Genomic DNA, 12774 nt, shown 5'->3' on the forward strand with positions numbered 1-12774 from the left:
GCTCAGCTCGCGGCGAGACGCTTCTTCTCGGCCTCGACGTCGAAGTCGGCGACCGGCCACTGCGGGTCGATGTCCTCGAGAGCCGCGAGCAGCAGCTCCTGCACCGCGAGACGGGCATACCACTTGGCGTTCGCCGGGATCACGTGCCACGGGGCCGCCTCGGTGGAGGTGCGGTCGAACACGGTCTGGTACGCCTGCATGTACTGCGGCCACAGCATCCGCTCGTCCACATCGCCGGGGTTGTACTTCCAGTACTTGTCGGGGCGTTCGAGCCGCTCCATGAGCCGCTCCTTCTGCTCGTCCGGCGAGATGTGCAGCATGACCTTGATGATGCGGGTGCCGGATGCCGCGACACGGGCCTCGAACTCGTTGATGGCGTCGTAACGGCGCTCGATCTCCGGTGCGTCCGCCAGCTCACGCACCTTGCCGATCAGGACGTCTTCATAGTGGGAGCGGTCGAAGACCCCGATGAAGCCCGGCTCCGGCAGGCGCTTCTCGATGCGCCACAGGAAGTCGTGACTGCGCTCCTCAGGCGTCGGCGCCTTGAACGCGGCGAGCGCGACGCCCTGCGGATCGACACCGCCGACCACGTGCCGCACGATCCCGCCTTTGCCGGCCGAGTCCATCGCCTGCAGCACCAGCAGCACGGCATCCTTCGCCACCCCGACCCTGCTCTCGGCGAACAGCCGCTCCTGCAGATCGTTCAGCTTCTCGAGCCCTGCCGCGAGATCGCGGGCGCCGTGCGACTTGCCGCCGACGTATCCGGGCTTGGAGTCGGGGTCGAGATCGGCGAGGCGGAATCCCTCGTCCACTCGCAGTGTCTGCGTCCAGCTGTGCGCGTCCATACGCACATCCTGCCAGTCAACGCGGCAGCGGCACCTCGATGATCTGACGGCCGCCACGCGGGGAGGTCAGTGCCTGATCGAGCGCCGTGCGGGTCGTGACCCGCTGGTACTCCCAGCCGTAGGCCAGCGCGAGGTGCTCCAGGCGCACGGTGTGCGGAGTGTAGAAAGCGCGATCGAGGTCGGCAGAACGTGCAGACCCTGCCACCTCCAGGGAGTCGAAGATGGTGCCGCCGCCGTCGTTGCCGACGATCACCTGGAGCCGCGGTTCGGTCTCGTCCGGGGGCAGCAGCAGCGCGCCGACGTCGTGCAGGAAGGCGAGGTCGCCCAGCAGCACCCTCGTCACACCGGGGGCTCCGGCCGCCTGGCTGGCGAGTGCGATGCCGGTCGCGGTCGCGATGGTGCCGTCGATCCCGGCGAGTCCGCGGTTGGCGTGCACGGGCACCTTCTTGCCGCCGAGCACCTGATCGGCGACGCGCACCAGCCGCGAAGAGCCGAACACCAGCCGGTCGTGCGGCCAGGTGGCCCGCCACACGGCATCGACCAGGAGCGCACGGTCGAGCGGGCGGCGAACGGCGTCGAGCTCAGCCTTGACGGCTTCCCTGCGGGCGGCGAAGTCGGTGGAGGCCAGCCCGTCGGGGTCGGGGGCGTCCTCGCTCAGATCGACGACCTCGGCGGCCGAGGCCTGGAGCCATTCGCCGAGCCAGGCGCGATCGGCGGGGCCGGGGGCGACGGACACGGCGCCGACGGCACGGGTGCGGTGGTTGAGGTTCAGCTCCTCCCCGCCCCGGCGCACCGCGATCACGTCGACATCCGCGCGCGAAAGGAGAGCTGCCGCTTCACGGCTGAGCGTCGGGTGGCCGAGGACGACGACGCGTTCGATCCGGCCGCCGAGCTCGTCGCGCGCCAGCAGTCGGCGGTACCCGTGCACGAGCTGTCGCCCGAACCGGGCACCGCTCACGATCTCTGCGATCAGCGGCCAGCCGCCCGCGTAGGCGACCTCCTCGGCATCGGCGCCCGCATCGGCGCCAGCGATCACGACGGTGCGCGGACCGCGGTCGAGCTCGAACGGTTCTTGTGCGAGCGGACGAGGTGCTTCGCCGGGGACCACCGAGAGCGCGGAGAGTGCCCCCGAGAGCGGCTCCCTCGCGGGAAGGTTGAGGTGCACGGGTCCTGCCACGCCGGGCAGCGCACCATCGACCTCGCGCGCGCCCATCGCGGTCGCGACGGCGCGCTCGGCGAGCCCGGCCCAGTCGCCGTCTCCCGGCACCGGCGCATCGACCTGGTCGCGCACCCACGGGTGGAAGAGACCTTCTTGGAGCGTCGCCTGGTTGGCGCCGACGCCGCGGAGTTCCGGCGGACGATCGGCGGTGAGCAGCAGCAGCGGCACACCGGAGTGGAACGCCTCGAGCACCGCGGGGAGCAGGTTGGCGACGGCCGTGCCCGAAGTGCAGATCACGGCCGCGGGCACACCCGTCTCACGGGCGATGCCGAGCGCAGTGAACCCGGCGACGCGTTCGTCGATGCGTACGTGCACCCGGACGTGCCCATCATCGGCGAAGCGCACCGCGGCGAGCGCGAGCGCCTGCGAGCGCGAGCCCGGCGACAGCACGATGTCACGCACGCCGTTCGCGACGAGGTCGGCGATCAGGGAGGACGCCGCCTCCATCGCCGGCGACGACGTCACGGGCGCGGGTCCGAGGCGGGAGGCTCGTCGGTCTCCTCGTCCAGACGGGCGAGCTCCTCTTCGAGGCGGCGGATGCGCGCATCCTGCTCGGTCTTGCTGATGCTGCGCAGGAACGCAGGATCGTCGTCCGGCGCGATGACGGGGCGAGTACCGGAATCGTTCGCACGGCGCCGGCCGATCACGAACCACAGGATTCCGCCGATCACGGGCAGGAGCACCACGATCGCGATCCAGGCGGCTTTGGACACACCCCGGTGACGCGTCGCCGGCTGCACTGCGCAATCGACGATGCTGTACACCCAGAACACGGCGGCGAGGAAGCCGCCGACGATCAGTAGTCTCGCCACCCCTCCAGTGTAGGCGTGTCAGCGCCGGCCCGGCCCCGGAGAGACAGAGGCGCGGTTGCTAGACTGCGCGGGAAATGCTGCCCTCATCGCCGGATCGGATGCTGCGAGTGCGGGCTGATCGGACGCTGATCGCCCGCGCGGTTACGGCCGTCGGCCTCGCGCTCCTGCTCGTGATCGGCGCCTGGTCCAGCTCCCACGGCCCGGCCGATGTGCACGCCACCCTCTGCCTGGCGTCCGGCGTCTCGTCGCCGGTTGACACCGTGGCCCCCGACCGAGGCACCGACAGCGCGACGGCGGTCGATGTGCTCTCCTCCGACATCGGCGTCTGCGTGCTCGCCGTGCTGTGCGGCATCGCCCTGGTGCTGCTGTTCCTCCGGCTTCCCCGTCGGGGCGCGCGACCTCTCGGCGCCCGCATTCCCCGCCTGACGTCGCCGAGCCGTGCCGGCCCGCGCCTCGTCGTCCCCGCGCTCTCCCTCACCCAGCTCTCGATCTCCCGCACCTGAACTCCGACGCGTGCATCGAGCCGCCTCGCGCGGCATCCTTCCCCGTCGTACCCGTGTGTCTGGAGACCCCATGAAGAACTCTGTCAAAGCGACCCTGATCGCCATCGCCGTCGCCATCGTGCTGCTGATCGTCGGCCTCGTGATCGCCCTCAACCAGAAAGCGGCGAGCGCGCCGCCCGAAGGCGAACAGCGGCAGACCGTCCGCACCGACTCCCATGTGCTCGACGACGGCGGCGACGGGGCCGTGACCGTGGTCGAGTTCCTCGACTTCGAGTGCGAGGCGTGCGGGGCGTTCTACCCGATCGTCGAAGAGCTCCGCGAGAAGTACGACGGCGAGATCACCTACGTCGTCCGCTACTTCCCCCTGCCGGGGCACATCAACTCCACCCAGGCCGCCCTCGCCGCCGAGGCCGCGGCGCAGCAGGACCGGTTCGAGGACATGTACCACCGGCTGTTCGACACCCAGGCGCAGTGGGGCGGGCAGGCGGAGGAGACCCCCGAGGTGTTCCGCGCGTTCGCCGAAGACCTCGGCCTCGACCTGGCCGCGTACGACGCCGCGATCGCCGATCCCGCCACCGCGGAACGCGTGCAGGCCGACAAGAGCGACGGCGAGAAGCTCGAAGTGAGCAGCACCCCGACGTTCTTCGTCGACGGGGAACAGCTCGAGCTGCAGAAGTGGGACGACCTCGAGCAGGCGATCGAGAAGGCCGTCAACGGCTGAGTCTCGGTGACGGGATCGTCCGCCCCACAGCATCCGGCGCGGACGGTCCCGTCGTCCTGCGGTCCCGATACGCTGAGATCAAGATCAGGGAGAGGGCCCGGACGACCATGGAACTGACGTCGATTCTGCAGGGGACGCACAACGCTCGAGAGCTCACCGGGCTCCCGCTCACCGGCGGCGGAACGCTCGCCTCCGGTCTCCTCTTCCGCTCCGACGCCCTCGCAGGGCTCACCGACGAGGGGCTGCAGGAACTCGTCGACCTCCGCATCGGGACCGTGATCGACCTGCGCACCGACGGCGAGCGGTCCCGCGCGGCGGACCGGCTTCCCGAGGACGGCAGCGTGACCCTGCTGCCCCTGCCGATGCAGGGCGGCGCCATGGACGAGATGGTGAAGCGGCTGCTTCCCGCAGCGGGTGGCGCGAGCCTGTCGGTCACGCAGGTCGCCGACGTGCTCAAGCAGGTGCCGACGCTGGAGGGGCTGTACGTGGCCATCCTGGAGGCGAGCGCCGCGCAGTTCGCGACCGTCGCGCGCACCGTGCTCGCCGCGTCGCGCACCGACCGCCCCGGAGTGCTGTTCCACTGCACCGCAGGCAAGGATCGCACAGGGCTCGCCGCGGCCGTCCTGCTGTCGGTCGCCGGGGTGCCGCGCGAGGCGATCGTCGAGGACTACACGCAGACGGAGAAGAACCTCGCGCTCGGTTTCGCCGAGGCGCTCACCGCGCTCATCACCTCCCTCGGTGTGCCTCTCACGCCGAGCCTGAAGACGCTCGCGACAGAGTCTCCCGCCTCGGCGATCGAGGCGGCCCTGGAGTGGATCGACGCGAACCACGGCGACGTCTCGGGCTATCTGCGCAGCGGCGGCATGACCGACGAGGAGATCGCGGACCTGCGCCGAGTGCTGCGCGGCGAGTAGCCGGCGCACTCCCGGTAGGTGAGCGCCATCGCTACGCTGAGCGCATGACTGAGGAGCGCTCTCCCACGCCCCACCCGGCCATCGCCGTCGTCCGCCGCATCCCGGCGACGCTGATCATGGTGCTGCTGATCCTCATCGTCGGGCTCGTCTGGAATGGGCTCTGGGCGCCGTTCGAGGACACGAAGCTGTTCCAGACCGTGGCCTACGGCCTGCCGAATCTCGTCGACGGCAAGTGGTGGACCCCTGTGACCGGCACGTTCTTCGTGAACCAGCCGTGGGTCTACGTGTTCACGATCGCCGGGTTCTGGGGCATGGCGTACCTGGAGTTCCGCCGCGGATCGCGGGTCGCACTCGCGTACTACTGGATCGGTCAGCTGTTCGCGATCTTCGCCACCGCGCTGCTGCTCCTCCTGCTCTCGCAGTTCCCCTGGGAGTGGGCCACGACCCAGGCGCAGGCGCTCGACGTCGGAGCATCCGGGGGAACCATGGCCTGCATCGCCGCAGCCGTCGGCCTCTTCCGCCCGCCGTGGCGGGTGCGCGGCTGGCTCATCCTGCTCGGGTTCGTGTTCATCGCGATGCTGTTCTGGGGCAAGATCGCCGATCTCGAGCACCTGCTCGCCGTGCTGCTGATCCTCGCGGTCGACCGTTCACTGCGCGTGCGGCACACGACCGTCCGTGAGCAGAGACTGATCGCGGTGATCGCCATCCTGGTGCTCGGCGCGGTCGAGATCATCACCACCCTCCTCCCCACCGACGGCCCGTTCGGTCCCACCGAGCCCGCATCCGGCGGCTTCATCGACCTCGCGATCGACGTCGTCGTGATCCTGGTGCTCGTGAACGGTCTGCGCCGCGGCCGCCGCTGGACCTGGGTGCTCGCACTGCTGCTCGGCCTCTTCAACGTCCTGGTCGCGGCGCTCGTGCTCACGCTCATCACCGTCTTCAGCCAGGCCCAGGTCGACTTCCGCTGGGACGGCGAGACCGAGCTCTCCCTGGCGAACGGATTCCTCTGGCTGGTCATGCTCGTCTACCTCATCTGGGTGCGCCGGGCGTTCGGGGCGAAGCGCAAGTCGAAGCTCGGCATCCAGCCCTCCCCCACGGCGGATGACATGAAGAAGGAACTGCGCACGCATGGCGGAGGCACCCTGTCGTGGATGACGACCTGGGACGGCAACAGCTACGCCCGCGTGACCGGCGGCATCGTCGCGTACCAGCGCCGCAACGGCGTGGCTCTGGCGCTCGCCGACCCGATCGGGCCGGCGGACGCTCGCGGCGAGGCCGTGACGGGGTTCATCCGCACTGCTGAGCAGGCGGGTCTGGTGCCGTGCTTCTTCAGCGCCGATGAGGCCACCCGCGCCGCGGTGCCCTCGACCTGGCGCAGCATCGTCGTGGCCGACGACACGATCGTCGACCTGCCGGGGCTGGAGTTCACGGGCAAGCGGTGGAACTCGGTGCGCACCTCGCTCAACAGGGCCGGCCGGGACGACATGACCTTCCGGATGACGCACCTGAAGGCCGAGTCCTGGGGTGTGCAGCAGCAGCTGCGGGCGATCTCCGAAGCCTGGGTCGGCGACAAGGATCTGCCGGAGATGCGCTTCACCCTCGGCACGCTCGATGAGGCGGAGGACCCGGAGGTGCGACTCGCGCTGGCCGTCGCACCCAACGGCGACATCGACGGCTTCCTCTCGTGGCTCCCCGTGTACGGCGGCGACGGCGCGGTGCGCGGGTGGACGCTCGATCTGATGCGCCGCCGCGACGGCGGGTTCGGCCCGGTGATGGAGTACCTCATCGGGTCTTCCGCGAAGCAGTTCTCGGAGGAGGGCGCGCAGGTCATGTCGCTCTCCGGCGCACCGCTCGCCCACGACTATCCGCCGGATGCGGGAGTGATCGCCGCACTCAGCGACCGGCTGGCGGACGCTCTGGAACCGGTCTACGGCTTCGGGTCGCTGCACCGGTTCAAGCAGAAGTTCCATCCCCGCTACGAGACGATGTACCTCCTGTTCCGCGACGAGAGCGACCTGACGAGGATCGGCGGCGCGCTCACCCGGGCGTTCCTGCCGGATGCCACGCTGCGGCAGTTCGCCGGGGCCGGGCTTGAACTCGTGCGCGGCGGCGGGAAGGACTGACTATTACGTTTTCCGGATAACACAACACTATGCGGATTTCCGGATAACACCCGCCCCGCACCCGGCGGCCGCGGCGTGAGTACGATCGGTGTCGTGCTCGATGAAGACCGCCTCCGCTCCATGGCCGACGAACTCACCACCGTGCACGGCGTGCGGGCGGTCGCACTCGGAGGCAGCCGGGCTCGGGGCACGCACCGCCCGGACTCCGACATCGATCTGGGTCTCTACGTCGACGCGGACGTCGACCGCGCGGGCCTGGGGCGTGTGGCGAGCAGCTGGACGGGTGCGCCTGTCGAGATCGCCGAACGGGGCGGCTGGGGACCATGGGTCGACGGCGGCGCCTGGCTCATCGTCGACGGAGTGCCGGTAGACCTCATCCTCCGCGACGTGGACCGGGTGGCCGCGCAGTGCGCTCGCGCCGCGAGAGGCGAGTTCGCCTTCCACACCCAGCCGGGGCATCCGCTCGGCTTCCTCGACGTCGCCTATGCCGGCGAAGTCGCGACGAGTGTGCCGCTGCGGGATCCGGACGGGATCCTGGTCGGGCTGGCTCGCAGCGTGACCCCCTACCCGGAGGCTCTGCGGGACGCGTTCCTCGCGAACCTCTGGCAGGTCGACTTCCTGCTGAACGCCGCTCTGAAGGGGGCGAAGTCCGGTGACGTCGCCTACGTGTCGCTGTGCGGAACCACGACGACGATGCTCACCGCGCATGCGTGGCACGCCTCGGCCGGCAACTGGGTCACGAACGAGAAGGGCCTCGTGACGAACGTCGCGCGCCTGCGGATCGACACCGGCGGGTTCAGCGCGGCGGCCGCCAAGGCGCTCGGGAACCTCGGGGCCTCCCCTGGGGAGCTGCTCGCATCGATCGCGCGGCTGCGAGAACTCCCGCGCCCGGTCGCCCACCCGGCGGATGTCCGCTGACGAAACCACGCGACGCCCGAAGGCCCCGGATCGGCTCAGTGCGCCGCGGGCTTCTGGGGGTGCAGTGCGAGCCAGGCGGTCCGGACGGCGCTGAGGGCCTGGTCGAGGTCGAGATCGCCGATGCTGCTCACGTAGCGCTTCGCCGCACGCTGAACCTGTGGAGGATGTGCTTTCCCCGGCGCGACTCGGGTTCCTCGAGTTCTGCTGGTTTCGATGAGACCTTCGGATTCGAGGGTCGCGTAGGCCTTCGCCACCGTCCCGGCCGCGACGCGCAGATCGGCGGCGAGTTGGCGTATGGAGGGCAGTCTCTGGCCGTCGGCGAGGTCCCCGGAGCGGATCAGGTCGGTGATCTGCCCGCGGATCTGCTCGAAGGGGACGACGCTGCTCTGCGGATCGAAGGTGATCATCGAGGCAGTCCCGCAGGCGCGGTCTCGGCGTTCCGCGGACCGGCCGGTGCTCCGGCCGCGAGCGCCGCGTCCGGGAGCGTGAAGGCCCAGAGCGTGGCGAGCGTGAGGACGACGATGCTGCCGATCATCAGGACGAGTCCCGCTCCCGCGAGCGTCTGACCGAGCACGTCCCAGATCGGGGGGACGCCTTCGAAATAGGTGTTGCGCATCGCCGACCCCGATTGGAGGGCCGTACCGCCGAACTGGAGCAGGAGCATCGCGCCGCCGACGGCGAGGATGATCCGATTGGTCGCCCGCCGCCAGCCGGCATCCACGTCGGCGCGCTCGCGCTGGGGCAGTGCGGGCGTGGAGCTGACGCGCCAGAGTGCGAGGAACGTGGCTGCCACGAGGACCACCGTCGCCACGAGAAGAGGAACACCATAGAACCAGCCAGGGTAGGGGCTGCTGGCGCTGGCGGAGTCCGCGGCCTGGAAGGCGATGGTCCGGTAGCGGCCCGATCCGTCCGGACTCGACGTCACCCCCGTGAAGATGAGGAACGCGACTTGGAGGATCACGGCCGCCGCGAGCAGGCCCGCTCCCAGCGGGGGCACGAACGACAACGGCGTCCGCGGCGTCAGGGACGCCTCGCGTGCGGCACCGGAGGCGAGCACGACCGCGCGAGGCGGGGTGGCGGAGTAGAGAAGCAAGCCCGCAGCGCCGCCCAGGGCGGGGGCGAGAGCGATCGGAAGTCCCGCCAACGACTGCAGGAAGGACCCGGCCAGGAAGAGGGCGACGATCACGGCGCCGGAGAAGACGACGGCGATCACCGCCCGCCGCCTGGCCGCGTCGAGAAGCGACTGGACGGATGCCGCCAGCGGCTCGGTTCGCCGTGGACGGCCACGGACGACCAACCATACGACGGCGACCACCGCCGCGACGCAAACGATGTATCCGACAAGCGCGATCCCCGCCATGATTCTGCCTCCGTGTATCACTCAGGTGATACAGAGTCTGCCCGTGGTGTATCAATCTGTCAACACACCGGCCGACGGATCACGCTGCACGACGGACTCCCTCGGGGCATCCGCATCCGCGCCCGCACCGCCAGGACGCTTGGCGGTGTTCGCGATGTGCGCGCGGCTGACGACGATCACCGCGACGATCATGATCGCGACACCCAGCCAGTACGGCGCGGCGGGGCTGACCAGGGCGTAGAGCGCGCCCGCGATGAGCGGCGCGGCCGTGCCCATGGCCGCGTTCAGCGACTGCGTCGCTCCGCCGAGCCAGCCCTGCTCGTCGTCGCCGACGGCGTTCGACATGGCACCGTCCATCGCGGCCTGCGAGGCGCCCTGGCCGGCGGCGAGCATGAGCGCGCCGACGATGAACACCCACGGCTGAGCGAAGATCGAGGCCACGATGGCGAGGGCCGCGAGGCCGATCATCTGCGCGATGATGCCGCTCACGATCACACCGCGCTCCCCGATACGCGGGAGCAGGATGCCGAGCAGCACACCCTGGATGAGGATGTCGATGATGCCGACCGCGGCGGTCAGGAGTCCGATCTGCGTCGGTCCCCACTGGATCGAGTCGAGTGCCAGTACGCTGAAGTTGTTCACGAAGAAGCCGAACGGCAGGGCGAGCAGGCCGAAGCCGATCATGAGCCCACGCAGCTCCTTGCGGCCGAACGCCTCCTTGAAGACAGCGAACGGCTGCACGTCACGGAGCTTGATCGTGGCGATGCGGTTGCCGGGCTTCAGGCTCTCGGGAAGCAGGAAGATGCTGAGGATCGCGATCGTCAACGCGACGGCGGCGGTGAGGAAGACCGGGAGCTGGAGGCTCACGGTGGCGAGGAGACCGCCGATCGCCGGGCCGATCATGGTGCCGATGCCGGACAACGCACCGAGCAGACCGAAGCGCTTGGCGCGCTGCTCGGGTGGGGTGATGTCGGCGAGGTACGCGAAGAGGGCAGGGAGGTCGCCGGCTGTCAGGCCCTGGATGACCCGGGCCAGGACGAGGACCCAGATCGCTCCGCCGATGCCGAACAGCGCCATCGAGAACGCGGCCCCGAACGCGGCGACGATGATGACGGGTCGGCGGCCGAACCGGTCGGAGAGGCGACCGAGGAACGGCGCGGCCAGGAAGGCGCAGAGCCCGTTGACCGCCTCGAGCACGCCCACCCAGATGGCGAGGTCGCTCTCGTGGGAGACGTACTGGAGCACGACGAAGGGAAGGACGGGGAGGACGACCGTCATCCCGATGACGGTGAGCATCGTCAGCACGATGAGCATGATCCAGGCGCGGTTCTGTTCCCGGCGCGTGAGGGTGTTGGGTGAAGTCATACCGAAAGTGTAGCGATACCAGTTTTGGTGTCAAGCCAGTTTTGTGGTCGGTTCACGATAGGGTGAGGACCATGACGACCCCAGAGCCCCTCGGGCGCCGCGAACGGAAGAAGGCCGCGACCCGCAAGGCGATCTCCGACGTCGCGACGATGATGTTCCTCGAGCGCGGCTTCGACAACGTGAGCATCCGCGAGGTCGCCGACGCCGCCGACGTCTCCCCGACCACCGTCTTCGCGCACTTCCCCCAGAAAGAGGCTCTCGTCTTCGACGAGGACGACGAGCAGCGCGACCGCCTCGTCTCCACCGTCCGAGACCGGCAGACGGGGACCACGATCAACCGCGCGATCCACGAGTTCTATACGGCCGAACTCCGCGCGAACGTCGACGAGCACGGCAACGACGTCACCCGCGTGTTCCTGCGCTTCCTCAACGAGACACCGGCACTGCGCGACTACGCGGCGAAGATGTGGCTCCGGCACGAAGACGCCCTGGCCGACGCCATCGCCGAGGAACTCGGTCTCGCCGAGCCGATCGCCGAGATCCGCGTCTACGCCCGGTTCGTGCTGCAGATGCAGCTGCTCGTCAACGACAGTGACGACCCTCTCGGCACCCTGGACGCGGGATTCCGGCTGCTCGACAGCGGCTGGGGACCGATCGAAGCCACGATCGCCGAATCCCGAGCTTGATCGCCCTCAGATGCGACGAGGTTGATCAAGGCATCGCAGCGACCGAGGTCGAGGCGTAGTCCGGGAGCTCGATCGCTTCGGACTTGTCGAGCATTCGCGCGACGATCTGACGCATCGGCCAGTGATGCATGAGTCGCGCGGAGAGCACCCGCATCCGGAGCATGAATCGACTGCGCGGAAGGAAGCCGTCGACGCCACCGGGCGCCAGTGTGTGGGCCGTCGCGACGTAGGGCCGCATGATCTCCTCGTAGCGGGCGAACGCCGCGGCATGATCTCCCGCGGCACGTCCGAGCTCGCCCGCCAGGACATACGCGCCGACGAGAGCGAGACTCGTGCCCATCCCCGTGAGGGGCGACCCGCAATAGCCGGCATCCCCGAGCAGGGCGACGCGCCCTCGGGTCCAGCTGTCCATGTGCACCTGGCTGACGGTGTCGAGATGGAAGTCGGCATCGGCATCCGCCGCCGCGAGCAGCTCTCCGGCCCGCCAGCCCATCCCATCGAAGACCTCGCGCAGGAGCCGCTTCTGGCTGGCGACGTCGCGCCGATCCACGTCCGCGCCGGTGGCGGCGAACGCCAGCATCGCCTTCGCCGAACCGCCGCGCTCGGGCCGCAGCGCAAGCATCCGCCCCGGCTCGCTGTACATGTCGAACCAGTCATCGAGCGGACCGGCGTCCGGCACGGTGCAGTAGCCGAGGTACGCGCCGAGGTGCACGACGTAGTCGGCCTCCGGACCGAAGGCGAGCGCCCGCACACCGGAGTGGATGCCGTCGGCACCGACGACGACGTCGAAGGTGCGGACCAGACCACTGCGAAAAGTGACCTCGACGCCATCCGGACCCTCCACCATCGACTCGATCCGGTCGCCGTAGATGACCTCGGTGTGGTCGTCGATGAGATCGAGGAGGATCTCCGTCAGGTCGCCCTTCATGATCTCGATCTCGGTCACGGGACTGCCGTCGCCGACGAAGAGATCGGCAGGCATCGTGGCGAGCTCGCGGCCCGCGCTGTCGATGTAGCGCAGCCCCTTCTCGTGCACGATGCGCTCGCGCACGCGGGGCATGATGCCCATCCGCTCGGCGACGACCTCGCCGAGTCCGCGGAGATCGACGGCCTGCCCGCCGAGGCGGACGTCGGGCGCCTGCTCGACGATCGTGGGGCGGATGCCCTGCCTGTGGAGCCAGTGGGCGAGGGCGGGTCCTGCAATGCCGGCGCCGGAGATGAGTACGCTGTATTCGTTCATGAGAAGCACGGTAATACAGCGAATATACGCTGTACAAGTGTTCTAGTTAGAAGGGTGGTGTACTAGTA

General features: G+C 69.5%; 13 protein-coding genes. 6 read left to right on the plus strand and 7 right to left on the minus strand.

Annotated features, from left to right (window positions below):
• Positions 1-2 precede the first annotated feature (2 nt).
• Genes HCX50_RS11210 through HCX50_RS11220 form a run of 3 tightly spaced genes read right to left on the minus strand, consistent with a single transcriptional unit; the run spans position 3 to position 2876 of the window.
• Positions 3-845, minus strand: coding sequence for a polyphosphate kinase 2 family protein (locus tag HCX50_RS11210; protein ID WP_091029461.1), 843 nt, complete (start codon positions 843-845; stop codon positions 3-5).
• Between the two features lie 16 nt (positions 846-861).
• Entirely contained in the window at positions 862-2511 is a 1650-nt protein-coding gene (gene menD, locus HCX50_RS11215) for a 2-succinyl-5-enolpyruvyl-6-hydroxy-3-cyclohexene-1-carboxylic-acid synthase (protein WP_167634477.1), read from the minus strand.
• Positions 2512-2525: 14 nt separating this feature from the next.
• Positions 2526-2876, minus strand: a complete 351-nt coding sequence (locus tag HCX50_RS11220; protein WP_029260899.1) for a PLD nuclease N-terminal domain-containing protein — start codon at positions 2874-2876, stop codon at positions 2526-2528.
• 74 nt (positions 2877-2950) lie between these two features.
• Here HCX50_RS11220 and HCX50_RS11225 point away from each other — a divergent pair, with 74 nt between their 5' ends.
• From HCX50_RS11225 to HCX50_RS11245, 5 genes are all read left to right on the plus strand, one after another.
• A complete protein-coding gene (locus tag HCX50_RS11225) occupies positions 2951-3379 on the plus strand; it encodes a hypothetical protein (RefSeq protein ID WP_237682450.1) in 429 nt (142 codons plus the stop codon).
• 70 nt (positions 3380-3449) lie between these two features.
• Entirely contained in the window at positions 3450-4100 is a 651-nt protein-coding gene (locus HCX50_RS11230; protein ID WP_167634413.1) for a DsbA family protein, read from the plus strand.
• A gap of 107 nt (positions 4101-4207) precedes the next feature.
• Entirely contained in the window at positions 4208-5014 is an 807-nt protein-coding gene (locus HCX50_RS11235) for a tyrosine-protein phosphatase (protein WP_091029455.1), read from the plus strand.
• A 44-nt stretch (positions 5015-5058) separates the two neighbouring features.
• A complete protein-coding gene (locus HCX50_RS11240) occupies positions 5059-7137 on the plus strand; it encodes a bifunctional lysylphosphatidylglycerol flippase/synthetase MprF (protein ID WP_091029452.1) in 2079 nt (692 codons plus the stop codon).
• Between the two features lie 93 nt (positions 7138-7230).
• Positions 7231-8055 (plus strand): nucleotidyltransferase domain-containing protein, encoded by an 825-nt coding sequence (locus HCX50_RS11245; protein WP_337749550.1) that lies wholly within the window; start codon positions 7231-7233, stop codon positions 8053-8055.
• A 35-nt stretch (positions 8056-8090) separates the two neighbouring features.
• Here HCX50_RS11245 and HCX50_RS11250 read toward each other — a convergent pair whose 3' ends face one another.
• From HCX50_RS11250 to tet(42), 3 genes are all read right to left on the minus strand, one after another.
• Positions 8091-8462: a GntR family transcriptional regulator gene (locus tag HCX50_RS11250; RefSeq protein WP_167634417.1), complete on the minus strand. Its 372-nt coding sequence runs from the start codon at positions 8460-8462 to the stop codon at positions 8091-8093.
• Positions 8459-9370, minus strand: coding sequence for a hypothetical protein (locus HCX50_RS11255; RefSeq protein WP_167634419.1), 912 nt, complete (start codon positions 9368-9370; stop codon positions 8459-8461). Before HCX50_RS11255 ends, HCX50_RS11250 begins: the two co-directional genes overlap by 4 nt.
• A gap of 96 nt (positions 9371-9466) precedes the next feature.
• Positions 9467-10780, minus strand: a complete 1314-nt coding sequence (gene tet(42), locus HCX50_RS11260; RefSeq protein ID WP_237682451.1) for a tetracycline efflux MFS transporter Tet(42) — start codon at positions 10778-10780, stop codon at positions 9467-9469.
• A gap of 71 nt (positions 10781-10851) precedes the next feature.
• Between tet(42) and HCX50_RS11265 the strand changes: the two genes are divergently transcribed.
• Positions 10852-11466: a TetR/AcrR family transcriptional regulator gene (locus tag HCX50_RS11265; RefSeq protein WP_167634421.1), complete on the plus strand. Its 615-nt coding sequence runs from the start codon at positions 10852-10854 to the stop codon at positions 11464-11466.
• A 25-nt stretch (positions 11467-11491) separates the two neighbouring features.
• On the opposite strand, the gene HCX50_RS11270 is transcribed toward HCX50_RS11265, so the two are convergent.
• Positions 11492-12706, minus strand: coding sequence for an FAD-dependent monooxygenase (locus HCX50_RS11270; protein ID WP_167634423.1), 1215 nt, complete (start codon positions 12704-12706; stop codon positions 11492-11494).
• Positions 12707-12774: the final 68 nt, after the last annotated feature.

Source organism: Microbacterium sp. B19(2022) (assembly GCF_012030385.1).
GTDB classification, from domain to species: domain Bacteria; phylum Actinomycetota; class Actinomycetes; order Actinomycetales; family Microbacteriaceae; genus Microbacterium; species Microbacterium oxydans_B.

Excerpts from the sequence above, each read along its gene's own strand:
- HCX50_RS11210 (WP_091029461.1), bottom strand. The coding sequence starts at position 845 with ATGGACGCGCACAGCTGGACGCAGACACTGCGAGTGGACGAGGGATTC.
- HCX50_RS11265 (WP_167634421.1), top strand. The coding sequence starts at position 10,852 with ATGACGACCCCAGAGCCCCTCGGGCGCCGCGAACGGAAGAAGGCCGCG.
- HCX50_RS11250 (WP_167634417.1), bottom strand. The coding sequence starts at position 8,462 with ATGATCACCTTCGATCCGCAGAGCAGCGTCGTCCCCTTCGAGCAGATC.
- HCX50_RS11225 (WP_237682450.1), top strand. The coding sequence starts at position 2,951 with ATGCTGCCCTCATCGCCGGATCGGATGCTGCGAGTGCGGGCTGATCGG.
- HCX50_RS11230 (WP_167634413.1), top strand. The coding sequence starts at position 3,450 with ATGAAGAACTCTGTCAAAGCGACCCTGATCGCCATCGCCGTCGCCATC.
- HCX50_RS11235 (WP_091029455.1), top strand. The coding sequence starts at position 4,208 with ATGGAACTGACGTCGATTCTGCAGGGGACGCACAACGCTCGAGAGCTC.
- HCX50_RS11270 (WP_167634423.1), bottom strand. The coding sequence starts at position 12,706 with ATGAACGAATACAGCGTACTCATCTCCGGCGCCGGCATTGCAGGACCC.
- HCX50_RS11240 (WP_091029452.1), top strand. The coding sequence starts at position 5,059 with ATGACTGAGGAGCGCTCTCCCACGCCCCACCCGGCCATCGCCGTCGTC.
- menD (WP_167634477.1), bottom strand. The coding sequence starts at position 2,511 with ATGGAGGCGGCGTCCTCCCTGATCGCCGACCTCGTCGCGAACGGCGTG.